22 protein-coding genes are annotated in these 25,562 nt (G+C 71.3%); 16 read left to right on the forward strand and 6 right to left on the reverse strand.

Going from position 1 to position 25,562, the window contains the following annotated elements; translation table 11 throughout:
* The first annotated feature begins 63 nt into the window (after nucleotides 1-63).
* The 13 genes from IB242_RS13570 to IB242_RS13630 all read left to right on the forward strand — a co-directional run bounded on the left by IB242_RS13570 (nucleotide 64) and on the right by IB242_RS13630 (nucleotide 11,603).
* Nucleotides 64-372, forward strand: coding sequence for a PepSY domain-containing protein (locus IB242_RS13570; protein ID WP_192280621.1), 309 nt, complete (start codon nucleotides 64-66; stop codon nucleotides 370-372).
* Entirely contained in the window at nucleotides 372-1,037 is a 666-nt protein-coding gene (locus IB242_RS13575) for a response regulator transcription factor (RefSeq protein WP_192280203.1), read from the forward strand. The genes IB242_RS13570 and IB242_RS13575 overlap by 1 nt, the downstream gene beginning before the upstream one ends.
* A complete protein-coding gene (locus IB242_RS13580; protein ID WP_192280206.1) occupies nucleotides 1,034-2,362 on the forward strand; it encodes a HAMP domain-containing sensor histidine kinase in 1,329 nt (442 codons plus the stop codon). Before IB242_RS13575 ends, IB242_RS13580 begins: the two co-directional genes overlap by 4 nt.
* Nucleotides 2,363-2,505: 143 nt before the next feature.
* The gene (locus tag IB242_RS13585; protein WP_192280209.1) at nucleotides 2,506-3,297 is read left to right on the forward strand and encodes a hypothetical protein; all 792 of its coding nucleotides are present in this window, start codon (nucleotides 2,506-2,508) and stop codon (nucleotides 3,295-3,297) included.
* A 67-nt stretch (nucleotides 3,298-3,364) separates the two neighbouring features.
* On the forward strand, nucleotides 3,365-3,940 hold the full coding sequence (locus tag IB242_RS13590) for a sigma-70 family RNA polymerase sigma factor (RefSeq protein ID WP_192280212.1): 576 nt from the start codon (nucleotides 3,365-3,367) through the stop codon (nucleotides 3,938-3,940).
* Nucleotides 3,937-4,719: an anti-sigma factor gene (locus IB242_RS13595; RefSeq protein ID WP_192280214.1), complete on the forward strand. Its 783-nt coding sequence runs from the start codon at nucleotides 3,937-3,939 to the stop codon at nucleotides 4,717-4,719. Before IB242_RS13590 ends, IB242_RS13595 begins: the two co-directional genes overlap by 4 nt.
* A 151-nt stretch (nucleotides 4,720-4,870) precedes the next feature.
* On the forward strand, nucleotides 4,871-5,833 hold the full coding sequence (locus tag IB242_RS13600) for an acyl-CoA desaturase (protein ID WP_192280217.1): 963 nt from the start codon (nucleotides 4,871-4,873) through the stop codon (nucleotides 5,831-5,833).
* Between the two features lie 3 nt (nucleotides 5,834-5,836).
* A complete protein-coding gene (locus tag IB242_RS13605; protein ID WP_192280220.1) occupies nucleotides 5,837-7,126 on the forward strand; it encodes an FAD-dependent oxidoreductase in 1,290 nt (429 codons plus the stop codon).
* Entirely contained in the window at nucleotides 7,123-7,905 is a 783-nt protein-coding gene (locus tag IB242_RS13610; protein ID WP_192280223.1) for a DUF1365 domain-containing protein, read from the forward strand. Before IB242_RS13605 ends, IB242_RS13610 begins: the two co-directional genes overlap by 4 nt.
* Entirely contained in the window at nucleotides 7,902-9,152 is a 1,251-nt protein-coding gene (locus tag IB242_RS13615) for a cyclopropane-fatty-acyl-phospholipid synthase family protein (protein WP_192280226.1), read from the forward strand. The genes IB242_RS13610 and IB242_RS13615 overlap by 4 nt, the downstream gene beginning before the upstream one ends.
* Nucleotides 9,149-9,943, forward strand: coding sequence for a DUF1295 domain-containing protein (locus IB242_RS13620; RefSeq protein WP_192280229.1), 795 nt, complete (start codon nucleotides 9,149-9,151; stop codon nucleotides 9,941-9,943). Before IB242_RS13615 ends, IB242_RS13620 begins: the two co-directional genes overlap by 4 nt.
* Nucleotides 9,940-11,016, forward strand: a complete 1,077-nt coding sequence (locus IB242_RS13625) for a cyclopropane-fatty-acyl-phospholipid synthase family protein (protein WP_192280232.1) — start codon at nucleotides 9,940-9,942, stop codon at nucleotides 11,014-11,016. Before IB242_RS13620 ends, IB242_RS13625 begins: the two co-directional genes overlap by 4 nt.
* A 50-nt stretch (nucleotides 11,017-11,066) precedes the next feature.
* On the forward strand, nucleotides 11,067-11,603 hold the full coding sequence (locus tag IB242_RS13630) for a lipocalin family protein (protein WP_192280236.1): 537 nt from the start codon (nucleotides 11,067-11,069) through the stop codon (nucleotides 11,601-11,603).
* Between the two features lie 37 nt (nucleotides 11,604-11,640).
* Here the strand turns inward: IB242_RS13630 and IB242_RS13635 are convergent, their stop codons facing one another.
* From IB242_RS13635 to IB242_RS13660, 6 genes are all read right to left on the reverse strand, one after another.
* Nucleotides 11,641-12,066 carry a hypothetical protein gene (locus IB242_RS13635; protein ID WP_192280239.1) on the reverse strand — a complete coding sequence of 142 codons (426 nt, stop codon included), beginning with the start codon at nucleotides 12,064-12,066 and terminating at the stop codon, nucleotides 11,641-11,643.
* Between the two features lie 70 nt (nucleotides 12,067-12,136).
* The gene (locus IB242_RS13640) at nucleotides 12,137-12,661 is read right to left on the reverse strand and encodes a nucleoside 2-deoxyribosyltransferase (RefSeq protein WP_192280242.1); all 525 of its coding nucleotides are present in this window, start codon (nucleotides 12,659-12,661) and stop codon (nucleotides 12,137-12,139) included.
* Nucleotides 12,662-12,831: 170 nt separating this feature from the next.
* Nucleotides 12,832-13,674: an aldose epimerase gene (locus IB242_RS13645; protein WP_192280244.1), complete on the reverse strand. Its 843-nt coding sequence runs from the start codon at nucleotides 13,672-13,674 to the stop codon at nucleotides 12,832-12,834.
* Nucleotides 13,664-14,683, reverse strand: a complete 1,020-nt coding sequence (locus tag IB242_RS13650; RefSeq protein ID WP_192280247.1) for a glycoside hydrolase family 43 protein — start codon at nucleotides 14,681-14,683, stop codon at nucleotides 13,664-13,666. The genes IB242_RS13645 and IB242_RS13650 overlap by 11 nt, the downstream gene beginning before the upstream one ends.
* A 34-nt stretch (nucleotides 14,684-14,717) precedes the next feature.
* Nucleotides 14,718-16,208: an MFS transporter gene (locus IB242_RS13655; protein WP_192280250.1), complete on the reverse strand. Its 1,491-nt coding sequence runs from the start codon at nucleotides 16,206-16,208 to the stop codon at nucleotides 14,718-14,720.
* Between the two features lie 124 nt (nucleotides 16,209-16,332).
* Nucleotides 16,333-19,215 (reverse strand): TonB-dependent receptor, encoded by a 2,883-nt coding sequence (locus IB242_RS13660; RefSeq protein WP_192280252.1) that lies wholly within the window; start codon nucleotides 19,213-19,215, stop codon nucleotides 16,333-16,335.
* Nucleotides 19,216-19,629: 414 nt separating this feature from the next.
* On the opposite strand from IB242_RS13660, the gene IB242_RS13665 reads away from it, so the two are divergent.
* The 3 genes from IB242_RS13665 (at nucleotide 19,630) to IB242_RS13675 (ending at nucleotide 24,891) form a co-directional block, all read left to right on the forward strand.
* Nucleotides 19,630-20,934 carry an MFS transporter gene (locus tag IB242_RS13665; protein WP_192280255.1) on the forward strand — a complete coding sequence of 435 codons (1,305 nt, stop codon included), beginning with the start codon at nucleotides 19,630-19,632 and terminating at the stop codon, nucleotides 20,932-20,934.
* Between the two features lie 100 nt (nucleotides 20,935-21,034).
* The gene (locus IB242_RS13670) at nucleotides 21,035-22,030 is read left to right on the forward strand and encodes an endo-1,4-beta-xylanase (protein WP_192280258.1); all 996 of its coding nucleotides are present in this window, start codon (nucleotides 21,035-21,037) and stop codon (nucleotides 22,028-22,030) included.
* The gene (locus IB242_RS13675; protein WP_192280261.1) at nucleotides 22,027-24,891 is read left to right on the forward strand and encodes a glycosyl hydrolase 115 family protein; all 2,865 of its coding nucleotides are present in this window, start codon (nucleotides 22,027-22,029) and stop codon (nucleotides 24,889-24,891) included. The genes IB242_RS13670 and IB242_RS13675 overlap by 4 nt, the downstream gene beginning before the upstream one ends.
* Nucleotides 24,892-25,562: the final 671 nt, after the last annotated feature.

The raw sequence follows: 25,562 nt of genomic DNA on the forward strand, positions 1-25,562 counted from the left end.
GCCGTTTAAGATCGCCCGGTATTCCTTGCCACCCGGATTCCCAGGCACGCCAACGCCATGCCCCTGCTCGCCCTGATCCCGCTGATGCTGGCCCTGTTCCAGGCGCCGGAGCCGCGCGTGCCCGCGCCGCAGGACGACGCGATGAGCGCCAACCAGCAGAAGAAGGTGCGCGAGGCGGTGCAGGCCGGCCGCATCGTGCCGCTGGAACAGGTGCTGGCCGACGCGCTGCGCCGCTATCCGGGCACCCTGGTCGAGGTGGAGCTGGACGGCGACGAGTACGAGATCGAGATTCTGGGCCGCGACGGCGTGGTGGTCGAACTCGAGTACGACGCGACCAATGGCCGCCTGAAGAAGATCGAGTTCGACGACTGATGCGCATCCTGCTGGCCGAGGACGACATCGCGCTGGCCGCGCGGATCCGCAGTGCGCTGGAGGAGGCCGGCTTCGTCGTCGTGCACGCCGCCGACGGCGTCGATGCCGAGTACCAGGGCCAGGTCGAGGAGTTCGACGCGGCCGTGGTCGACCTGGGCCTGCCCGACCTGGACGGGCTGAGCGTGCTCGAACGCTGGCGCGCGGCCGGGCGCGACCTGCCGGTGCTGGTGCTGACCGCGCGCGCGCGCTGGCACGACAAGCTGGCCGGGTTCGACGCCGGCGCCGACGACTACCTGACCAAGCCGTTCCAGGTCGAGGAACTGCTGCTGCGCCTGCGCGCGCTGATCCGGCGCAGCGCCGGCCATGCGCATCCGCGCCTGCAGTGCGGGCCGCTGCAGCTGGACATCAACGCCGGCCGCTTCGACCTGGATGGCATGCCGCTGGCGCTGACCGCGCACGAGCACCGCATCCTCGCCTACTTCATGCACCACCCCGAGGTGGTGATCAGCCGCGCGCGGCTGGGCGAGCACGTCTACGAGGCCGGCTTCGATCCGGACTCCAACACCCTGGACGTGCTGATCGGGCGCATCCGCCGCAAGCTCGGCGAGGCCAACCTGATCCACACCGTGCGCGGCCAGGGCTTCCGGCTGTCCGCGTCGGCATGAAACGCGGCTACTCGCTGCGGCAACGGCTGCTGCTGGCGGGCACCCTGGGCGTGCTGCTGGTGTCGGCGGTGGCCACCTGGCTGCTGGGCAGCCTGTTCGAGCGGGCAACGCTCAACGCGCTGGACCGGCGCCTGGCCGACGACCTGATCGCGGTGCTGGCCCACGCCGAAACCGATGAGGCCGGCCGGCTGCACATGCGCGAGAGCAGCGACCAGCGCTACGCGCGCGTGTTTTCCGGCAGCTACTGGCAGGTGATGGACGCGCGCGCGCAGCCGCTGCTGCAGTCGCGCTCGCTGTGGGACCAGTCGCTGAGCGTGCCGCCGGCGCTGGAATCGGGCCAGCCGCAGCCGTTCGACCTGGACGGCCCCATGCAGCAGCCGCTGCGCGGCCTGGCGCAGCAGATCCGGATGCCGCGCAGCGCCGCACCGACGATCTTCGTCGTCGCCAGCGACCGCAGCCACCTGCAGGAGGACGCGGCCTATTTCCGCAACCGCACCGCGCTGGCGCTGGCGGTGCTGACCGCGCTGTGGTTCGCGGTGCTGGCCGCACAGGTCAATTTCGGCCTGCGCCCGCTGGAACGGCTCGGCCAGATCGCCGCGCGCGTGCGCCGCGGCGAGGACGCGCGCTTTCCCGAGCAGGGCCTGCTGGACGAGGTCGCGCCGCTGGCCGGCCACCTCAACGAACTGCTCGACCACCACGGGCGCATGGTTGCGCGCGCGCGCAGCAGCGCCGAGGACCTGGCGCATGCGCTGAAGACCCCGCTGGCGGTGCTGGCCGCCGAGACCGAGGGCGACGGCCGCGACTGGCGGCAGACCGTCGGCGAACAGACCCGGCGCATGCGCGGCAGCATCGACCGCTACCTGGCGGTGGGCGTGGCCGCCGATCCGCGCCAGCGCACGCCGGTCCAGCCGGTGGTGGCCGCGCTGGCGCGGGTGATGCAGCGCGTGCACGCCGGGCGCGCGCTGGCGTTCGACCTCGACGGCTGCGGCGGCGAGGTCTTCGCCGGTGCGCGCGAGGATCTGGAGGAAATGCTCGGCAACCTGCTCGACAACGCCGCCCGCTGGGCGACCGCGCGGATCGCGGTGAGCGCCACGCGCGAGGGCGACACGCTGCGGATCGTCGTCGCCGACGACGGCCCGGGCCTCCCGCCGGAGGCGCTGGCGCGCGTGGTCGAGCGGCGCGTCCGCCTGGACGAGCGCGCCTCCAGCAGCGGCCTGGGCCTGGCGATCGTCAGCGACATCGCCGACAGCTATGCCGGCCGGCTGGAGCTGGCCAACGGCGGCCCCGGCCTGCGCGCCACCCTGGTCCTGCCCGCCGGGTCCTGAGCGCGACGGCGGCATCGCGCGGGTGCCGGGCACCGCCGGCGTCCGACGTTGCGACGCCTCCGGATCGACAGCCCGCCACCGCCTGCATCCGGCGCGACGCTCGCCGCGTATCCGTCTGCAGTACCCACCGGCGGAGCCGCCCGATGCCCGACCGTCCCCGACCCCCCGTCCGCCCGCCCTGGCTGCTGGCCGCCGCGCTGTGCCTGGCGGGCACGGCCGGCGCGGCGCCGCTGCAGCAGCAGGCCCGGGCGTTCGCCGCCGACGGTGCACCGCTGTACGGCGAGACCCACTGGACCGGGCTGGACCGGCCCGACGGCCTGACCCGGCTGGTGCTCTACACCTGCCCCGACGGCCGCGCGTTCGCCCGCAAGCGGCTGTGGCGCCGCGGCGACCCGGCCGCGCCGGACTTCCAGTTCGACGATGCCCGCAGCGGCTACCGCGAAGGCGTGCGCGGCGATGGCGCGCGCGAGGTCTTCGTGCGCACCGCTGCCACGGCGCCCACCACCGTCCGTCCGCTGCAGGTGCCGGCGGACGGGGTGATCGACGCCGGCTTCGTCGAGGCCGTGCGCCACCACTGGCCCGCGCTGGCGGCCGGCCGGGCGGTCCGGTTCGGCGTCCTGGTGCCGTCGATGCAGCGCTTCGTGCCGGTCAAGCTGGAGCCTGTCGGCGCGCAGGCCTGGCACGGCCAGCCGGCGCATCGCCTGCGGATGACGCTGGACCAGTGGTTCGGCTTCGCGGTGCCGGCCACGTCCCTGGTCTTTTCCCGGGACGGCGAGCGGCTGCTGGAGTTCGCCGGCACCGGCAACGTGCGCGACCGGCGCGGACGCAACCCGCAGGTGCGGATCGTGTTCCCGCAGCCGCCGCGGCCGGCCGCCGACGGCGACGCCTTCGCCCGCGACCTGGAGCGGCCGCTGGTCGCGGACTGCGGGCCATGAGCGGCTTGCCAGCCGGCCGGCGAACGCCGAGGATGCGGGCTCGCCTCCAAGCCGGAACGCCGCCGCAATGCCCCGACCCGACAGTGCCGACGAGGCGGGCGCCGCCGCGCTGGCACAGCTGCTGGCCCGCGTCGCCGACGGCGACCGCCGCGCCTTCGAGCAGCTCTACGCCAACGTGTCGCCGCGCCTGTTCGACATCTGCCTGCGCCTGCTGCGCGAGCGCGCCGATGCCGAGGACACGCTGCAGGACGTGTTCGCCACGATCTGGCACAAGGCCGGCCAGTTCGACCCCGGCAAGGCCGCGGCCATGACCTGGCTGGCCACGCTGGCGCGCAACCGCGCGATCGACCGGCTGCGTGCGGCGCCGCCGCGCGGCAGCCAGGATCCGATCGAACTGGCCGAGGTGCTGGCCGACGAGGACGGCGCCGGCCCGATGCCGGCCGCCGAAGCCGCTTCCGACCGCGCACGGCTGGAGCACTGCCTGGGCGGCCTGGAGCCGCGCCGGAGCACGCTGATCCGCGCCGCTTTTTTCGATGGCTCGACCTACGAGGAGCTCGCCCACCGCAGCGGATCGCCGCTGGGGTCGGTCAAGAGCTGGATCCGGCGTGGGCTGGCCCAGCTCAGGACGTGCCTGGAACGATGAACATCCGCCATTCCGACGAGACGGGCGAAGGCCCGACCGGGGCCGACCTGCTGGCCGGCGAGTACGTGCTGGGCGTGCTCGATCCCGAGACCCGCGCGCAGGTGCGCGAGCGCATCGCCACCGATCCCGGCTTCGCCCGGCTGGTCGCCGACTGGGAGCGCCGGCTCGCGCCGCTGCTCGAGGACATCGGCGGCGTGCCGGTGCCGGCGCACCTGTGGCCGCAGCTGCGCCAGCGCCTGGGCTGGGCCGCGGTGGAGGCGACGCCGGCACCGGCGCGTGGCCCGTGGCAGAACCCGCGGCTGTGGCAGGCCACCACCGCGCTGGCCGCCTGCGCCGCGCTGGTGGCGGTGCTGGTCGGCCGCCAGCCCGACGTGCCGGCCCCGCTGCCGGCCCCGCCGGTGGTCTCGGCCCCGGCCGTGCCGGCCGAGGATCCGGCGGCCACCCGTCCGGTGACGCCGCTGCTGCGCGACGACGGCAGCCCCGGCTGGCTGGCGTCGGTCGACCGCAGCCACGGCACCGTGCTGATGGTGCCGGTGCCCGCGCCGGCCGATGCCGGGGGCCGCGTCCCCGAGCTGTGGCTGATCTCGCCGGCCGGCCAGGTGCGTTCGCTCGGCGTGGTCTCGCACGAGCGCGCGCATACGGTCACCGTTCCGGACACGCTGCGCGCGGACCTGGTGGCCGGTGCGGCGCTGGCGATCACCCTGGAGCCCGAAGGCGGCGCGCCGACCGGCGTGGCCACCGGGCCGATCGTGGCCAAGGGCGACATCGCCCTGCTCTGACGGCCGTTCCCGCGGCCGTCCCGTCCCTGGCGGGCGGCCGCAGCGGGTGCCCGACCGGCACCCTGCAACGCCGGGATGAAATTTTCGCCGGCGGCTGCATCCGGATCGTGCCGGCGTCCGTATCTCCATGCATTGCCCATGGAGACGCCCGATGCCGGCTTCCGCCTCCGGTCCATCCACCACCGTCCCCGCCCGCGGGACGTGGACCGCCCTGCGCCGCTGGATCGATGCCGGCCGCCATGACGGCGTCGCCGATCCGGCCGATGCCGAGCGGATCGACTGGCTGCGCGCGCTGCCGTTCCTGGGCATGCACCTGGCCTGCATCGGCGTGGTCTGGGTGGGCGTGTCGTGGACGGCGGTGCTGGTGGCGCTGGCGCTGTACGCGCTGCGGATGTTCGCGATCACCGGCTTCTACCACCGCTACTTCTCGCACCGCACCTTCCGCACCTCGCGCCCGGTGCAGTTCCTGTTCGCGGTGCTGGGCGCGTCCAGCGTGCAGCGCGGGCCGCTGTGGTGGGCCGCGCACCACCGCCACCACCACCGCCACGCCGACGGCCCGCAGGATCCGCATTCGCCGGTCGTGCACGGCTTCTGGCGCAGCCACGTCGGCTGGTTCCTGACCCGCGGCGGCTTCGCCACCGACTGGTCGCGCATCCCCGACCTGGCCGGCTATCCGGAACTGCGCTGGCTGGACCGCTTCGACGTCGCGGTGCCGGTGCTGCTGGCCGCCGCGCTGTACGCGCTGGGCGCGGCGCTCGAACGCTTCGCGCCCGGCCTGGGCACCAGCGGCCCGCAGCTGCTGGTCTGGGGCTTCTTCGTGTCCACGGTGGTGCTGTTCCACGCCACGGTGACGATCAACTCGCTGGCGCACCGCTTCGGCAGCCGCCGCTTCGAGACCCGCGACGACAGCCGCAACAACCTGTGGCTGGCGCTGCTGACCTTCGGCGAGGGCTGGCACAACAACCACCACTTCTTCCCCGGCACCGCCCGTCAGGGCTTCCGCTGGTGGGAGATCGACCTGACCTGGTACGGACTGCGGCTGCTGGCCGCGCTGCGCCTGGTCCACGACCTCAAGCCGGTGCCCGCCTGGGTGCTGGCGCGCGCGAAGGACTGACCCATGCGGATCGCGATCGTCGGCTCCGGCATCGCCGGCCTGGCCTCGGCCTGGTGGCTGTCGCGCCGCCACGAGGTGGTGCTGTTCGAGGCCGATGCGCGGCTCGGCGGCCATACCCACACCCACGCGGTCGAACGCGCGGACGGCGTGCACCACGTCGATACCGGCTTCATCGTGTTCAACCCGGCGCACTACCCGCTGCTGGGCGCGCTGTTCGACGAGCTCGGCGTGGCCTCGCGGCCGACCACCATGAGCTTCTCGGTGCACCGCGAGGCCGATGGCCTGGAGTACAACGCCGGCAGCCTGCGCGGCCTGTTCTGCCAGCCGCGCAACCTGGCCTCGCCCGCGTTCTGGGGAATGCTGCGCGACCTGGCGCGCTTCTACCGCAGTGCACCGGCCCTGCTCGACGACGCCGGCCCGGGCCCGTCGCTGGGCGAGTACCTGGATGCCGGCGGCTACGGCGCGCTGTTCCGCGACGCGCACCTGGTGCCGATGGCCTCGGCGCTGTGGTCCTCGTCGTCGCAGCGGGTGCTCGATTTCCCTGCACGTTACCTGGTCGAGTTCATGGCCAACCACCAGATGCTCGACCTCGGCGCGCGCGCGCCGTGGCGCACCGTGGTCGGCGGCTCGTCGCGCTACATCGAGGCGATGCGCGCACGCTGGCAGGCGCAGGTGCGCACCCGGTGTCCGGTGCTGGGCGTGCGCCGCTTCGCCGACGCGGTCGAGGTGATCAGCGCGCATGGCGTGGAGCGCTTCGACCACGTGGTGATGGCCTGCCACAGCGACCAGGCGCTGGCCCTGCTGCAGGATCCGGCCGACACCGAGCATGCGCTGCTGTCGGCGATCCGCTACCAGGCCAACGACGTGGCCCTGCACACCGACACCCGCCTGCTGCCGCGGCGGCGCGCGGCATGGGCGGCCTGGAACGCCCACGTGCCGTCCGATCCGGACCATCCCTGCACGGTCAGCTACTGCATGAACCTGCTGCAGGGGCTGCGCGCGGCCGACACCTTCGTGGTCACGCTCAACCGCACCGCGGCGATCGCACCGGAGCGGCTGCTGGCGCGGATGCGCTACGCGCACCCGGTCCACGACCACGCGATGGTCGCCGCGCAGGCGCAGCGCGCGCGCATCCAGGGCCACCGCCGCACCTGGTTCGCCGGCGCGTACTGGGGCTGGGGCTTCCACGAGGACGGCATCCGCAGCGCGCGCGACGTGGTCGCCGCGCTCGACCCGGAAGCGCTGTCGCCGGCACCGGTGGCACCGCCGCGTGGCGAGGCCGCGCGCGCATGAGTTCCGGCGCACCCCTGCACAGCGCGGTCTACGAAGGCCACGTGCGCCACCGCCGGCATGCGCCGGTGGCGCATGCGTTCGACTACCGCGTCGCGCAGCTGTACTTGGACCTGGACGAACTGGAGCGCGTGTTCGCCGGCCGCTGGCTGTGGTCGCACGAGCGCGCCAACCTGGCCAGCTTCCGCCGCGCCGATTTCCTGCGACCGGCCGACGTCGAACTGCGCAGCGCGGTCCGCGCGCGGGTCGCCGCGGTCACCGGGCGCGCGCCGGACGGACCGATCCGCCTGCTCACCCACCTGCGCTACGCCGGCCTGCAGTTCAATCCGGTCAGCTTCTACTACTGCTACCAGGCCGACGGCAGCACGCTCGACGCGATCGTGGCCGACATCACCAACACGCCGTGGAAGGAACGCCACGCCTACGTGCTGCCGATCGAGGCCGGCAAGGTGCATGGCCGCGCCCGTGCCTGGGACTTCGACAAGCGCTTCCACGTGTCGCCGTTCATGCCGATGGACTGCGGCTATCACTGGCGCTTCACCCCGCCCGGCGAGGATCTGCACGTCCACATGGACGTGTTCCACGCCGGTACCCGCAGCTTCGATGCCACCCTCGCCCTGCAGCGCCGCCCGCTGGACGGGCGCTCGCTGGCACGGGTGCTGTGGCGCTATCCGGCGATGACCGCACAGGTGGTCGGCGCCATCCACTGGCAGGCGCTGCGGCTGTGGCTCAAGCGCGCGCCGGTCCACGACCATCCCCGCAAGGCGGCCTCGCCCCGATGAACCAGATCGCAGACCCCTCCTCCCCCGCGCGCAGCGGCCAGTTCGACGGCTGGCTGCGCCGCCGCCTGCTCGGGCAGCTGGCAACGCTGGCGCACGGCCAACTGCGCATCACCGATCCCTGGGGCGAATGCCGGCTCGGCATGCCGGCGGCCGACGGCCTGTCGGTGCACGTGCGGATCGACGACCCGGCGTTCTACCGCGCGCTCGCCACCCAGGGCAGCGTCGGCGCCGGCGAGGCCTACATCGACGGCCTGTGGCGCTGCGACGACCTGGTGGGCCTGGTGCGCCTGCTGGTGCGCAACCGCGAGCTGCTCGACGGCATGGAAAGCGGCCTCGCGCGGCTGGGCGGCGTCGCCCTGCGCGCCTGGGCCGCCCTGCGCCGCAACACCCGCGACGGCGCGCGCCGCAACATCGCCGCCCACTACGACCTGGGCAACGATTTCTTCGGCCTGTTCCTGTCGCCGGACCTGATGTATTCCTCGGCGATGTTCGCCTACCCGGGCGAGCCGCTGGAGATCGCCTCCACCCGCAAGCTCGACCGCATCTGCCAGCGACTGGGGCTGCGGCCGGGCCTGCGCGTGGTCGAGATCGGCACCGGCTGGGGCGGCTTCGCGGTGCATGCGGCGAGCCGCTACGGCTGCCACGTCACCACCACCACGATCTCGCGCGAGCAGCACGCGCTGGCGCGGCAGCGGATCGACGCGGCCGGCGTCGCGCACCTGGTCGACCTGCGCCTGGACGACTACCGCGACCTCGATGGCCAGTACGACCGGCTGGTGTCGATCGAGATGATCGAGGCGATCGGCGCGCAGTACCTCGACACCTACTTCGGCAAGGTCGGCGCGCTGCTGCGCCCGGACGGCCTGGCGCTGCTGCAGGCGATCACGATCGAGGACCACCGCTACGTGCAGGCGCGCGACAGCGTCGACTACATCAAGCGCTTCGTGTTCCCCGGCAGCTTCATCCCGTCGATCGCCGCGATGCTCGACGCCAAGACCCGCAGCAGCGACCTGCAGCTGGTCGGCCAGGAGGACTTCGGCCTGTCCTACGCGCTGACCCTGCGCGCCTGGCGCGAACGCTTCATGCGGCAGCTGCCGCAGGTGCGCGCGCAGGGCTTCGACGAGCGCTTCATCCGCCTGTGGCAGTTCTACCTGGCCTACTGCGAGGGCGGCTTCCTGGAGCGTTCGATCGGCGTGTCGCACCTGCTGCTGGCCCGGCCCGGCCATCGCCCGGAGCTGGCCGCATGAGCGTGGCCCTGCCGCTGCTGGCGATCTGGATCCTGGCCGCGCTGGCGCAGGCGCTGGCCTGGCAGTGGCAGCGCCGCCGCGCCAATGCCGGCATCGTCGACGTGGTCTGGGCCGGCGGCGTCGGTGCGGCCGCGGTGGTCGCCGCCGTGCTCGGCGATGGCGCGCCGGCCGCGCGCGTCGCGCTGGCGTCGATGGGTGCGCTGTGGGGGCTGCGCCTGGCGCGGCACCTGTGGCGGCGGGTCCGCGGCGAGGACGAGGACGGCCGCTACCGCCATCTGCGCACGCACTGGCAGGGCCACCAGGGGAAATTCTTCCTGTTCTTCCAGGCCCAGGCGCTGCTGGTGGTGCTGTTCGCGCTGCCGTTCGTGGCGGCCGCGCGCAGTCCGCAGGCCACGCCGTGGCCGTGGATCGTGCTGGCGCTGGCGATCTGGATCGGCGCGGTCGCCGGCGAGGGCATCGCCGACCGCCAGCTGGCCCGCTTCCGCGCCGATCCGGCCAACCGCGGCCGGACCTGTCGCGACGGGCTGTGGCGCTACTCGCGCCATCCCAACTACTTCTTCGAATGGCTGCACTGGTTCGCCTACGTCGCGCTGGCGGTCGGCTCGCCACTGTGGTGGCTGAGCTGGGCCGGGCCGCTGGTGATGTACCTGTTCCTGCGCTTCGTCAGCGGCATTCCCTACACCGAGCAACAGGCGCTGCGCAGCCGCGGCGACGACTACCGCGCCTACCAGCGCGACACCCCGATGCTGATCCCCTGGCCCCGCCGCCCCCACAAGGAGTCCACCCGATGAACGTCGCCGCCGACCTGCTGCCCGCCGATGCGCCGGCGCCCGGCCTGACCGGCCTGGCCGAACGCGGCCTGCTGCCCGACGCCCTGCTGCGGCTGGGCATCCGCCGCCAGTGCGCGGTACGCCTGGCCGAGGAATCGGAGGGCGGACCCGAGGCGCAGGCCGCGCGCTTCGCCGCACGCCTGCGGGAGCTGCGCGGCAGCGCGCTGGCGCTGCACACCGACGCGGCCAACCGCCAGCACTACGAAGTGCCCGCCGCCTTCTTCCGCCACGTGCTCGGCGCGCGGCTCAAGTACAGCGGCTGCTACTACCCCACCGGCCACGAGACGCTGGACCAGGCCGAGGAGGCGATGCTGGCGCTGTACGCCGAGCGCGCGGCGCTGGCCGATGGCCAGGACATCCTGGAACTCGGCTGCGGCTGGGGCTCGCTGACGCTGTGGATGGCGGAGCGCTACCCGGACGCGCGCATCACCGCGGTCTCCAACTCGCACGGCCAGCGCGAGCACATCCTGGCGCGCTGCGCCGAGCGCGGCCTGCGCAACGTCCGCATCGTGACCTGCGACGTCAACGTGCTCGAGCTGGAACCGGCGCGGTTCGACCGCTGCGTCTCGGTGGAGATGTTCGAGCACGTGCGCAACTACGCGCTGCTGCTGGAGCGCATCGCCGGCTGGCTGCGCCCGGACGGCCTGCTGTTCGTGCACATCTTCGCCCACCGCCACCTGATGTATCCGTTCGAGACCGCGGGCGAGGACAACTGGATGGGCCGGCACTTCTTCACCGGCGGGCTGATGCCGGCCGCCGACACCCTGCTCTGCTTCCCGCAGCATCTGCAGCTGCAGCAGCGCTGGCTGGTGGACGGCACCCATTACCAGCGCACCGCCAACCACTGGCTGCAGCGCCAGGACGCGCGGCGCACCGAGGTGATGGCGCTGATGCGGCAGACCTACGGCGAGGCGGCGGCCGCGCTGTGGTTCCAACGCTGGCGGATGTTCTGGATGGCCTGCGCCGAGCTGTTCGGCTACGACGACGGCAACCAGTGGCTGGTCGCCCATTACCGCTTCGCCAGGGCGGGCTGACCGATGCCGCGCTGCCGCCCGCTTCCCTTCACGGCCCGAGGAGAACCCGCATGCGCCTGTTCCGTTTCCTCCTGCTCGCAGGACTGCTGGCCATGACCGCCTGCAGCGGCCGCGACACCCGCCAGATCCCGCCGGTCGCGCAGGTCGACGTACCGCGCTTCATGGGCGACTGGTACGTGATCGCACAGATCCCGACCTTCATCGAGAAGCAGGCCTACGACTCGCTGGAGTCCTACGCGCTGGACGCGGACGGGCGGATCCGCACCACCTTCCGCTACCGCAAGGGCAGCCACGACGCGCGCGTGCGCACCATGCATCCGGTCGGCACCGTGCGCGACCACGGCAACGGCGCGGTCTGGGGCATGCAGTTCGTCTGGCCGATCAAGGCCGAGTACGTGATCGTCTACCTGGACGAGGACTACACCCAGACCATCGTCGGCCGCAGCAAGCGCGACTACGTGTGGCTGATGGCGCGCACGCCGACGATCAGCGACGCCGACTACGCCGAGCGCATCGCCTTCATCCGCACGCTCGGCTACGACACCGACCGGATCCGGCGCGTGCCGCAGGCCGCACCGGTGCGCTGACCCGCATCGCCGCCAGGCGGGTGGCGACCGTGCCGGATCAGCCGGGTGCGACGCCGCCGGTGGATGCCGCGCCCTGCACGTTGCCGTCCTCGTCGGACAGGCACGACCACGGCGCCTCGCTGCCCGGCACCTGCACGGTGACGCCGACGCCGGCTTCGGCCCACAGCACCTCGGTGACCACGAGCCGCTCGCGCGCAACGCCGCTGCGCTCGGCCACGGCGGCCACGCAGGCATCGCGCGCCTTGACGTGCCCGGCACCGACGCTGTCGCTGACCGCAGCGTCCGGCGATGCGGCGGACGTGGCCGGCTGCGCGGGCGCCGCCGGGCCCGAGACCGCGGGCGTGGCCGCGTTCACCGCGGCTTCGGCATCGCTGCCGGGTTCGACCACCGGCGCGTCGCGGCCGCAGGCGGCGAGCACCGGAACCAGCAGCGCGGACAGCAGGAGCAGGCGGTGACGGGTCATGACGGCTCTCCTTCGACGGATGGCCCGATCCTGCGGGCGCCTGCGTGGCCTGCCGGTGAACGCACCGGACTCAGCCGGTGGCGTGGGCCTGGTCGTGGCGCAGGCGCGCCAGCGCGGTACGTGCGTCGCCCACGACCAGTGGTGCGGGCACCGACAGCATCAGGTTGAGCGGCAGGCCGAACTCCTCGAAGCACCAGCCACGCGTGTCGAGCATGCCGTCGGGCCCGATCGCCTCGGGATGCCGCAGCCGGATCCTCTGGGCGAAACTGCCGTGCTCGGGGATGTAGCCGTAGACCGGCTTGCCCTTGGCCACCGCGTAGCCGACCTCGAAACAGGTGCCGCTGTCCGGCTCCGGGCCGCGGAAGAAGTCGAGGTTGGCCAGCACCGCGTCGGCGCGTTCGATCAGGCCGATGTTGGCGCGGTAGATCCAGGCGGCCTGCTCGTCGGGCCGGGCGATCGTCGCCGGCACGTGCTGGTCGAGCGGAAACAGGCCGTCGAAACCGAACGCGGCGCAGTCGGCCTTGAGCTGGGCGCCACGCTGCTGGGCATCGGGGCGGAACACGTCGGGGCCGGCGAGGTAGAGGGTGCGGATCATCGGGACGCAGCGGGAAGGCCAGGCGCGATGGTGGCCCGCGCCTGCGGCCATCGCCATGATCACGATCATGGAACCCGGTGCCGGCGGCTCCCGGCCCCATCGCGCCCATCACGCCCGGGCGAGGGATGCACGGGCCGTCGCGTGCACCGGCCACCGACGCCGCGCCGACGCTAGGGCAGCCACTCCATCCGCATCCACGCCTGCGCCGTCTCGCCGGGCTGCAGGATGCGCGGCGCCAGCGTGGGCGCGTCCGGCGGTCCGCTCTGCGGCTCCACGCAGGTGGTGTGCGCCAGTTCGTCGAACACCACCCAGTGCTCGCAGTCCGAGTCCAGGCGCAGGCGCATGCCATCGCCGTGCAGCACCACCGGCCGGCGGTTGACGAAGCAGTCGTCCCACGGGCCCGGCGGCGGCGGCGCGAGCGGCAGCACCGCGATGCCGTCGGCGTCGCGCGGATAGATCGCCTCGGGATGGAACTCCAGCCGGTGCGGCTTGCGGAACCACGGATGCCAGCCCAGCGTGACCGGCATCGCCTGCGCGCCGGCGGTCACTTCCAGCCGCTGGTGCAGCACGGCGCCGTCGAGCACGAGCTGCTGGCGGACCTGGCCGCCGAACGGCCAGCGCGCGTCCTGCGGCAAGGCCAGGACCAGGGTGGCCGCCTCGGCCGTGGCCTGCTCCACCGTCCACGGCAGTGCGAACGCCACGCCATGGATCGCGTGCCCGCCGAAATTGGCCGGCAGCCGGTAGTCGCGCCCGGCGAAGTGGAAGCAGCCGTGACGGATGCGCCCGGCCCACGGCGCCATCGGGAAGCTGCCCCAGGCGATCGTCGCCGGATTGCCGTCCTCCGGGCCGAGCAGCTGGGCCACGCCGCGGTGATGGATCTGGGCGATGCGGCCGCCGGCCTGCGCGGCGACATCGACCCGCAGCAACGCGTTCGACAGCGTTGTCAGCGGGCCGCACGCCAACGGCGCCAGCGCGCCGTCCGGCGCGATGACCACGGCCGGATCAGCCGCCATAGGGATGGATGGTCCGGATGCTGCCGTCGGCTTCGTGCTGCAGCCGGGTCACCTTCGCCGAGCGCAGGTGGGTCACCCCGCCCGAGCGCAGCGCGTCGTGGTAGTACAGGTACCACTGGTCGCCGAAGGCGAGGATCGAGTGGTGCGTGGTCCAGCCGACCACCGGCGTCATGAGCACGCCCTGGTAGGTGAACGGCCCGTACGGGTCGTCGCCGACCGCGTAGCACAGCAGGTGCGTGTTGCCGGTCGAGTACGACAGGTAGTAGCGCCCCGCGTGCTTGTGCACCCAGGGCCCCTCGAAGTAGCGCCGGTCGTGGTCGTCGGCGCGCAGCGGCTGGCCGTGCTCGTCCAGGATCAGCACCTCGCGGGTCGGCTCGGCGAAGCCGTGCATGTCCTCGCGCAGGCGCGCCACGCGCGGACCCAGCGCCGGTGCGTCGCCGGTCGGTTCCTCGTTGGCCGCGTCGTAGACGTTGTCGCGGTACTTCTGCAGCTGCCCGCCCCAGATCCCGCCGACGTACAGGTACTGCTCGCCGTCATCGTCGACGAACACCGCCGGGTCGATCGAGTAGCTGCCGGCGATCGGCTCCGGGTCGGCCACGAACGGCCCGTCGGGCCGGTCCGAGGACGCGACGCCGATCTGGAAGATGCCGTCGGCCCGCTTGGCCGGGAAGTACAGGAAATAGCGCCCGTCGCGCGAGGCGGCGGTCGGCGCCCACATCTGCCGCTGCGCCCACGGCACGTCGCGCACGTGCAGGACCATGCCGCAGTCCTCGGCCTCGCCTTCCGGCGAGTCCTGGCGCAGCACGTGGTAGTCCTCCATGCAGAAGTGGCCGCCGTCGTCGTCGAACGCCGCCCCGCCATCGATGTCGTGCGAGGGATAGACGTAGACCTTGCCCTCGAACACGTGCGCGGACGGGTCGGCGGTGTAGATGTGCGTCACCAGCGGCTGCGAGATGGCCGTGGCGGCCAGCGCCGCGAGTTCGTCGGCGGCGATCGTGGGTTCGCTCATGGGTCGGGGCTTCCGGGAAAAAGGGGATCGGGAATCAGGTGCCGGCCGGCGCCGGCGCCTGGCGGCGGCGCGCGTCGAGGTCGCGCTCGATGCGCGTCTCCATCGACTTGTCGATCCGGTACAGGAACAGCAGCGCCACGCAGGCCAGGAACGGCAGCGAGCAGTACAGGCTGACCGCCAGGCGGATGCCGGACACGGTCTCGGGCGCCTGCACCGGCTGCGCGGCCACGTAGCCGTAGTGCGCGAGGATGCCGGCGACCAGCGCGCCGCCCACGCTCAGGCCGACCTTCAGGCCGCACAGGATCGCCGAGAAGATGATCGCGGTGGCGCGGCGGTTGTTCTTCCACTCCGAGTAGTCGGCCACGTCGGCCACCATCGCCCACAGCAGCGGGATGGTGATGCCGTAGAAGAAGCCATGCAGCATCTGCGAGACGAACACGATGCCGATCGCATCCGGCGGATACAGGTAGAACGCCAGCATGAACAGCGTGGACACGAACAGCGCCACACCGAACACGTCGCGCTTGCCGAAACGGTCGGCCAGACGCCGGGAGAAGCCGATGCCCACGATCATGCAGATGATGCCGCCGCCGTTGAACAGGCCGAACGCGGAGGTCGGCGCGTCGTCGGGCCAGCGGAACTCGGTCAGGCCCATGCCGGTCAGCGCGCCATTGAGGCCGGCGATGGCCGCATTGAAGCCGATGCCGTCAAGGAAGCCGGCCAGCGCACCAGCGTCCAGGTAGTACTGGAAGTAGTAGATGTACATGCCCCCCTTCAGCGCCAGGGTCACGAACACCAGGATGGTCAGCGCCAGCATCACCAGCCACGGCCTGTTGCGGACCAGGTCGCCCACGTCCTGGCCGATGCTGGATTTCTGCTCGGGCGCCGGCACCACGCGCTCGCGGGTGGTGAAGAAGGTGATCAGGAAGAACACGGTACCGACGATCGCGAAGATCATCATCGCGTTGTGGAAGCCGCGCACCTTGTCGCCGTCGCCGAGGATCAGCACCAGCGGCAGCAGCAGCGCCTGGATGATGAACTGGGCCACCATCACCGCCACGAAACGGTAGGCCGACAGGCTGTTGCGCTGGGCCATGCTGCCGGTGAGCACGCCGCTGAGCGCGGCGTACGGCAGGTTGTTGGCGGCGTAGACGAACACCAGCAGGGTGTAGGTGGTCAACGCGTAGAAGACCTTGCCGCGCTCGCCCAGGTCGGGCGTGCTGAAGGCCAGCAGCGCGAGCACGCCGAACGGCACGGCGGTCCACAGGATCCACGGCCGGAACTTGCCCCAGCGCGTCTGCGTGCGGTCGGCCAGCAGCGCGATGGTCGGGGTGAACACGAAGGCGCCGAGCAGGCCGACCACGAAGATGATCTTCGCGGCGGTCGCCGGCGGCAGCCGGTACACGTCGGTATAGAAGAACGCCAGGAACGTCACCAGCGTCTGGAAGATCAGGTTGGCGGCCAGGTCGCCCAGGCTGTAGCCGATCTTCTCCCTGACCGAGAGGATCTCCGATGTGCTGCTCATCCGTCGCGTCATCCCCTCCTCCCTGTCCGGCGCCAGGCAGGCGCCGGAGTTTCCATCGGTGGCGAATGGCACCTCCGCGCCGGCGTCCGGGAGGACGACGCCGGCGCGGAGGGCCCGCCGTTGCTCAGAACGTACCGCGGATGCCGACCGTGAAGGTGGTCCCCGGGTCGTACATGTCGTTCACCGCGTTCGGGAAGGCGAAGTTGGAACGACGCTCCTCACCGGTGATGTTGAGCACGTTGAAGGTCAGCTGCGGCTCGGAGCGGATGCCCTTGAGCGTGTAGCTGGCCGACAGGTCGAGCTGGCCGCGGTCCTCGCCGAAGATCTGCGCGAACGGAATGCCCTGCTGGTTCGGACCGGTGCCCACCGCGCCTTCGGCCCAGGTGTAGGACAGGCGCACCGAGGCGACGTCGTTCTCCCAGTAGGTGGTCGCGTTCCACATCGACGGAGCCACGCCGTAGACGTTGCCGGCCAGCGCGCGCGCATCCTTGCCCAGCGTCTTGATGTCGATGCTGGTGTAGTTGGCCATGAAGCCCAGGCCGTCGAACACGAAGCCCAGCGGCTGCACCCAGATCGCTTCCCAGCCGCGGATCTCGAGCTCGGCGTCGGCGTTGACCTGCTGGTTGACGTTGACGGTGGCCACGTTCGGGCCGCCGCGCGAGTTGATCGCCTGCTGCTGCGCGTCCACCAGCGTGTCGAACGGAATGCCCAGCTGGGTGAAGGGCATCGTGGTCACGCCCTGGTAGGTGTAGCCCTCGATGCGCTTGTTGAACAGGGTCAGGCCGACGAAGCCTTCCGCACCGGTGTACCACTCGCCGCCGATGTCGAAGTTGGTCGAGATGTACGGGGTGAGGTTCGGATTGCCCTGGTTGGCCACCTGCGCCGAGATGTCGGTGAAGGTGGTCGCCGGCAGCATCGAGCTCGGGTTCGGGCGGGTCATGGTGCGCGAGGCCGAGGTGCGCAGCACCACGTTGTCGGCCACGTCCCACGCCGCGCTGAACGACGGCAGCCACTCGGCGTAGTCGCCGCCCAGGGTCTGCCACTGGCGCACGCCGCCGATGGTCACCGGGCCGCTGATCTCCTGGTCGGTGGTCGCGTAACGCACGCCCATGTTGAAGCGCAGGTTGCGGTTCCAGATCTCCGACTCGCCGTTGACCATCACGTAGGCGGCCTTGGTGGTCTCGTCGAAGCCACCGGTGGCGCCACCGGTGTTGGGGCCACCGGCTTCCGGTGCCGCGTCGCGGTACTGGGCGTAGTTGGTGTCGCGCATGAACCGGTCGAAGTCCACCGTCACGAACCCGGTCGGGCCCGGCAGGATGTAGCCGGCCAGCTGCGCATCGCTGATCTGCGACAGCGCGTACGGCTGCCAGCTGGTGCCGGTGTCGCCGAAGCCCTGGATGCGGCGCTGGTTGTTGTCCCACGACACGCCGAAGGTCACGTTGTTGCGGTCGTCGCCGAGCTGCAGGTCGGCACGGAAGCCGCTGGTCTCGGTCACGCGCTTCTCGTTCTGCGCCCAGACGCGGCCGCCGGTCCAGGTCCAGCCCAGGTTCGGGTCGTTCAGGTCCAGGTTGCTGGTCCAGGTGGGGACGTCGCCGGTGTTGGTGTACTGCAGCGTGGTGAACGGCGAGTTGAAGCCGATCGTCGGCGAATCGCGGAACATCCAGCTGCGGCTCATGCTGCCCTGCACGTCCAGCTTCACGTTCTGGTCCTCGCCGAACCAGAAGGTGCCGCCCGGGGTCACGTGCCAGTACTGCACGTCCTCGGTGTACGGACGCGCTTCCATGAAGAACTGCGCGTTGGTGAAGGTGGCGCTGGTGACGACGTTGTTGGCATCCAGCTGCATGTCCAGCGGGATGATGTTGCCGTTGCGGCCGATCAGGTTGATGTCGATGCGGTCGTTGGTGCGGCGCGCCTTGGTGTACAGCACGTCGACGAACAGCTCGGTGTTGTCGTTCGGACGCCACTGCATCGAGCCCAGGAAGGCGTCGCGGTCGCGGTCGCCGCCCATGTGCACCGGACGGCCCAGACGGGGGATCAGCGCTTCGCCGATCTGCGCGGTGGTCAGGCCGGGGTTGTTGGCCTGCAGCCACGCCGCGTCGATGGCCTGGCCGGGGGTCAGGCCGGCGGCGATCGTGGACGGGTTGTTGGGCACAACGTCCGGGATGCGCCAGCCGTTGCCGCCGGTGACGTTGCAGGGCTGGCCCAGCGACGGGAAGCCGGCCGGCGCGCCGCCGTTGCCGCACTGCGCGTTGGTCAGGTTCGGGTTGGTCCAGCCGATGGTCTCGTAGCCTTCCACGCCGATCTTGCCGCGCTGGGAGGTGATGCCCGCCAGCACGCCGAAGGTGCCGGCGTCGTTGGTCCAGCTGCCGATCACGGTGCCGCGCGGCGCGGCCTTGTCGCTGACGTCGTTGTAGTCGGCCTGCAGCGAGTAGGTGACCTGCGAGCCCTTGACGTCGAACGGGCGCATGTTGCGCATGTCGACCACGCCCGAAGCGCCGCCCTCGGCGAGCCTGGCGGTCGGCGACTTGTAGACGGTGAGCTGGTTGAAGAACTCGGTCGGGAAGATGTTGAGATCGACCTCGCGGTTCTGGTTGGTCGCATCCAGGCCGATCGAGGCCGTGGCCACCGAGGCACCATTGATGGTGGTCTTGGTGAAGCTGCTGGGCAGGCCGCGGATCGCGATGTTCAGGCCTTCGCCGTTGACGTCGCGGTTGAGCTGGATGCCCGGAATGCGGCTCAGCGACTCGGCGATGTTGGTGTCCGGGAACTTGCCGATGTCCTCGGCGAAGATCGAATCGGTGAACCCGGTCGAATCCCGCTTGGCGTCGGTCGCGTACTGCAGGCTCTGGCGGTAGCCGGTGACGACCACCTGGTCCAGTTCGGTCACCTGCTGGCTGGCCGGCTGCGCCGGCGCGGCGTCCTGCGCCATGGCCGGCATCGCCGCCATGCCCAGCAGCGCCACGCCCAATGCGCACGACAACCTCGTTCTTGCGATATGCACTTGCACCGTACTCCCCTCCCGTTTCTGGTGACTGGCTGCCGCCTGGCGGCAGCGCTCGTTGGTTTGGTTTTTTGAGACGAACCGTCGACTCCTGAGGGGTCACCTGTCTGGACAGACGGCCGACTCCTGACGACGCGACGGATGGTAGCGCTACCAGATTTTGACATGCACGCTGCGGAGCAACATGGATGTCCGGCCGCTCCATGACAGTGCCTTTTCGATCCGGAAACCGGTTCATTTCCAGCTGATTTCCCGCACATTCCCGGTGTCGTGCTGCACTGCGGTGGGCATCCCGCGGAGCGCTGTGATAATGATAGCGCTATCACCAAATCAGCCTTGCGCGGCTTCCGGAGGGGGAATGACGCAGCAGCACCAGCCGGGGCGATCCTGCCGCGGCCAGATCCCGGCAGGCGTGTGCCCATGAGCGCCGAAGCCCCACCGGTCCCGGCCGGCGAGACCCGCAAGGTCGGCATGTACCGCTGGCGCATCTGCGCGATGCTGCTGGCGGCCACCACCATCAACTACATCGACCGCCAGGTGCTCGGCGTGCTCGCGCCGTTCCTGCAGGACGAGATCGGCTGGAGCGAGATCCAGTACGGCTACATCGTCACCGCCTTCCAGGCGGCGTATGCGATCGGCCTGCTGTGCACCGGCGCGATCGTCGACCGCTTCGGCACCCGCATCGGCTATGCGGTCGCGATCAGCGTCTGGAGCCTGGCGGCGATGGGCCACGCACTGGCGGCCGGCGTGGTCGGTTTCATCATCGCCCGCTTCTTCCTGGGGCTGGGCGAGTCGGGCAACTTCCCTGCGGCGATCAAGACCGTGGCCGAGTGGTTCCCGCGACGCGAGCGTGCGCTGGCCACCGGCATCTTCAACTCCGGCTCCAACATCGGCGCGATCGTCGCCCCGATGATGGTGCCGGTGGTGGCGCTGGCCTGGGGCTGGCAGGCCGCGTTCCTGGTCACCGGCGTGCTCAGCATGACCTGGCTGGCGGTCTGGCTGCTCTGGTACCGCACGCCCGAGCAGCAGCCGAAGCTGAGCCAGGCCGAGCTCGCGCACATCCGCAGCGATCCGCCCGAACCGTCGGTCAAGGTGCCGTGGGCGCGGATCCTGCGTCATCGCCAGGCCTGGGCCTTCGTCGCCGCCAAGTTCATCACCGATCCGATCTGGTGGTTCTTCCTGTTCTGGCTGCCCAAGTTCCTGCACGCCGAGTACGGGCTGACCCTGCTCGGCCTGGGCCTGCCGCTGATCGTGATCTTCGTGCTGGCCGACGTCGGCAGCATCGCCGGCGGCTGGCTGGCCGGGCGCTTCATCAGGCGCGGCTGGAGCGTCAACAAGGCGCGCAAGGGCGCGATGCTGGTCTGCGGCCTGTGCGTGGTGCCGATCGTGTTCGCGGTGAAGGCCGACAACCTGTGGGTCGCGGTCGGCCTGATCGGCCTGGCCACGGCCGGCCACCAGGGCTGGTCGGCGAACGTGTTCACCCTGACCTCGGACATGTTCCCGCGTCGGGCGGTGGCCTCGGTGGTCGGCATCGGCGGCTTCGCCGGTGCGGTCGGCGGCATGATGATCGCCACCTTCACCGGCTTCCTGCTCGAAACCACCGGCAGCTACGTGCCGCTGTTCATGATGGCCGGCTCGGCCTACCTGATCGCCCTGGTGGTGGTGCACCTGCTTGCTCCGCGACTGGAGCCGGCACGTCTGGACGGCGGCAGCGCCGCGTCCTGATGCGTCGCGGCGGCACCGGCGCACGCGTCGGTGCCGCCCTCGCCGCGCTGCGGCCGGCGGCGCATCCACCACGATCCAGCACTGTTCCTGGGAGGGACACATGCACATCATCCGGGCCACGTTGGCCGCCTGCCTGCTCGCCGCGCTGCCGCTGGCCGCGCTGGCCCAGACCGCACCGCTGGCAGCCGGCCAGTCCAAATTCCTGGGCGGCGCCCACGGGCCCTTCCAGGCCCAGGGTTTCGCCGGCTACTGGAACAAGGTCACGCCGGAAAACGGCGGCAAGTGGGGCGAGGTCGAGGCCGAGCGCGACGTGATGGACTGGACCGCGCTGGACGCGGCCTACAAGGTCGCCCGGGACAACGGCTTCCCGTTCCAGATGCATGTGATGGTCTGGGGCAACCAGCAGCCGGAGTGGATCAAGCACCTGCCGCCGGCCGAGCAGCGCGCCGAGATCGAGGAATGGTTCGCCGCGGTCGCCGCACGCTATCCGACGCTGGACTTCGTCGAGGTGGTCAACGAGCCGCTGAACGACCCGCCGACGAAGGACGACGAAGGCGGCGGAAACTACGCGGAAGCGCTGGGTGGCGCCGGTGCCAGCGGCTGGGACTGGATCATCGAATCCTACCGGCTGGCGCGCAAGCACTTCCCGCGCTCGACGCTGATGCTCAACGACTACAGCATCACCAACAGCGACGCCGCCACCACCCGCTACCTGGAGATCATCGCCCTGCTCCAGCGCGAATCGCTGCTCGACGCGATCGGCGTGCAGGGCCACGCGTTCTCCACCACCACCGAAACGCCGATGTCGGTGCACACCGCGAACCTGGACCGCCTCGCCGCTACCGGCCTGCCGGTGTACGTGACCGAGCTGGACATCGACGGGCCGAGCGACGCCCAGCAGCTGGCCGACTACAAGCGCATCTTCCCGGTGTTCTGGGAACACCCCGGCGTGCACGGCATCACCCTGTGGGGTTTCCGCCGCGGCCTGTGGCGCGACGAGCAGGGCGCCTACCTGGTTCGCGAGGACGGCAGCGAGCGGCCGGCGCTGCAATGGCTGCGCGGCTACGTGCAGGGCACCGCGGAGACGACGCCATGAGCATGCGCCATGCCCTCGCCCTGTTCGCCCTGCTGCTGGCCGCACCGGCCTGGGCGGACACGCCCTGCAGCGTGCCGGCCGCGGTCTGCGAAACACCGGTCCGCGGCGCACTGCCGCTGATCGACAAGGGGCGCACCGCCGGCCTGCTGCTCGATGCCGGCGACCATGCCGGCGTGCTGCGCGCCGCCGCCGACCTGCAGGCCGACCTGGCAGCGGTGTCCGGTCGCGACGTCGCGCTCGAGACCGCCCCCGGCGCGCGCATGCCGGTGGCGATCATCGCCGGCACGCTCGGCCACAGCCCGCGCGTGGACGCCATCGTCCGCGCCAAGGGCATCGACGTGGCGGACGTGGCCGGCCGCTGGGAAGGCTATCTGCTGCAGGTGGTGGATGCGCCCGAACCCGGCGTCGACCGCGCCCTGCTGGTCGCCGGCGCCGACATGCGCGGCACCATCTTCGGCCTGTACGAGCTGTCGCGCCGGATCGGCGTGTCGCCGTGGCAGTGGTGGGCCGACGTGCCCGCACCGACGCGCAGCGCGCTGCACGTGGCGCCGGGCCGCTTCGTCGATGCACCCGCGGTGCGCTACCGCGGCATCTTCATCAACGACGAGGATCCGGCCCTGGGCAGCTGGATGCGCGCCACCTATGGCGGGCCCAACCACCGGTTCTACGAGCGCGTGTTCCAGCTGCTGCTGCGGCACAAGGCCAACTACCTGTGGCCGGCGATGTGGGGCCGCGCGTTCTACGACGACGACCCGAAGAACGCCGAGATGGCCGCCCTGTACGGCGTGGTCATCGGCACCAGCCACCACGAGCCGATGATGCGCGCGCACGTGGAATGGAAGCGGCACGGAAGCGGCGCCTGGGACTACGCGCACAACAAGGATGGGCTGCAGGCGTTCTGGCGCGACGGCATCGAACGGCTGCAGGGCCGCGAGGCCGTGGTCACGCTGGGCATGCGCGGCGACGGCGACGAGCCGATGAGCGAGGACACCGCGACCAGGCTGCTGGAAGGCATCGTCGCCGACCAGCGCCGGATCCTGTCCGAAGTCACCGGCCGGCCGGCCGAAGACACCCCGCAGGTCTGGGCGCTGTACAAGGAAGTGCAGGACTACTTCGACGCCGGCATGCGCGTGCCGGACGACGTCACCCTGCTGTTCGCCGACGACAACTGGGGCAACATCCGCCGTCTGCCCAAGGCAGGCGAACGGCGCGCCGGCGGCTACGGCGTCTACTACCACTTCGACTACGTCGGCGGCCCGCGCAACTACAAGTGGCTCAACACCACCCAGATCGAACGCGCCTGGGAGCAGATGCGGCTGGCCTACGCGCACGGCGTGGACCGGCTGTGGGTGGTCAACGTCGGCGACATCAAGCCGATGGAGCTGCCGATCAGCGCCTTCCTCGACCAGGCCTGGAACCCGGACGCGTTCACGCTCGAACGGCTGGCACGCTATCCGGCCGACTGGGCCGCCGAACAGTTCGGCCCGGCCCACGCACACGAGATCGGCGGGATCCTGACCCGCTACACGCAGTACAACGCGCGCCGCAAGCCCGAGCTGATCACCGCCGACACCTGGAGCCTGCTCAACCACGGCGAGGCCGAGCGCGTGCTCGGCGACTGGCAGGCGCTGGCCGAGCGCACCACCACGCTTGGCGCGCGGCTTCCCGCCAGCCAGCGCGACGCCTGGTACCAGCTGGTCGAGTACCCGGTACTGGCCAGCGCCAACCTCAACGCGCTGTACATCGCCATCGCCCGCAACCGGCTGCACGCCGACCAGGGCCGCGCGGACACCAATGCCTGGGCCGACGAAGCCGAGCGCCTGTTCGCCCGCGACGCGGAACTGGCCCGTGTCTACGAACAGGACATCGCCGGCGGCAAGTGGATCCACATGATGTCGCAGCCGCGCATCGGCTATACCCACTGGCAGATGCCGGACCGCAACGTGCTGCCTGCGCTGGCCCGCATCGACGTGCGCGAGCGCGGCACGATGGGCGTGGCGGTCGAGGGCGACGCCCGTGGCTGGCCGCTGCCGGTCGAACGCGCGCGCCTGCCGCAGGTCGACCCCCATGCCACCCGCATGCCCGGAGTGACCGTGTTCAACCGCGGCGCCAAGCCGTTCCGCTTCACCGCCTCCAGCTCGCAGCCGTGGCTGACCGTGTCGCCGAAGGAGAGCGAAGTCGGCGACCAGCAGCCGCTGACGCTGGAGATCGACTGGAACGCCGTGCCCGAAGGGCGCCACAGCGCGGTGATCGAACTGCTCGGCAGCGAACGCACCGAGGTGCGCGTGCAGCTGCCGGTGTTCAAGCCGGCCACCGGCCGCGTGCGCGGCTTCGTCGAGAGCGAGGGCCAGGTCGTGATCGAGGCCGCGCACCACGCCCGCGCCGTCGCCGCGCCCGGCATCGCCTGGCAGACGATCCCGCACCTGGGCCGCACCGATGCCGCGCTCACCGTCTGGCCGGCCACCGGCGCCGCGCTGACGCCCGGCGGCGACGGCATGCGCCTGGAGTATCCGCTGCACCTGCACGAGGACGGCGAGGTCCAGGTCCGCGTGATCGTCTCGCCGACGCTGGACATCCAGCACCGCGGCGGCCTGCGTTACGCGGTGTCCTTCGACGACGCCCCGCCGCAGATCGTCAACGTGCGCCTGGACCCCACCCCGGGCGACCGCGACTTCCAGGCCTGGGAGCGCGCGGTGGCCGACAGCGTCCATGTCGCCACCTCGCAGCACGTGGTGGGTGCCGGCAACCGCACGCTGAAGCTGTGGGCGGTGGACCCGGGCCTGGTGTTCCAGCGGATCGAAGTAGTGCGCGGCGAGCAGCGGGCGAGCTATCTCGGGCCGCCGGAGAGCATGTGGCGATGAACGGCCTCGGCGCGGCCACGCCTTGGATCCAGTCACGCGCAGTATGCGTGCCTGCTCCTAGACGTCCGCGGGCTGTTGCCCCGGCTGTTGCCCCGGCTGTTGCCCCGGCTGTTGCCGTGGATGGTGCTCTGCTTTTGATCTCCCCCGCCGTGAAGCGAGCCGAGCATCGCAGCAGACGTGGGGGCGAAGAGGCCCACGTGTCTGAGCGCAGCGAGTTGTGGGCCGACCCCACGTCTGCGAGACGCGCAGGGCACCGGGTCGGCACAGCCGGCCCGGCGAGTGGACCGGCTGTGCTTTCTTTTGGTTACTTTTCTTTGCACAAGCAAAGAAAAGTGACTCGCTCCCCCCGCGCCAGCGGGAGAGCGAAAGCTCCTGCGGTTGCTTGGGCTACTGCCGTTGCTTCGGCTATCGCTGCTGCTCCGGCTGTTGCCGTGGATGCTGCTTCGTCCTTGACCTCCCCCGCCGTGAAGCGAGCCGAGCATCGCAGGCCGGCAGGGGCGAAGAGCTGCCCTTGTCTGAGCGCAGCGGGTTTGGGCAGCGTCCCCTGCCGGCCGGGAAGCGCAGGGCACCGGGTCGGCACAGCCGGCCCGGCGAGTGGACCGGCTGTGCTTTCTTTTGGTTACTTTTCTTTGCACAGGCAAAGAAAAGTGACTCGCTCCCCCCGCGGAAGC

It is taken from the genome of Xanthomonas sp. XNM01, assembly GCF_014851915.1.
Classification (GTDB): domain Bacteria; phylum Pseudomonadota; class Gammaproteobacteria; order Xanthomonadales; family Xanthomonadaceae; genus Pseudoxanthomonas.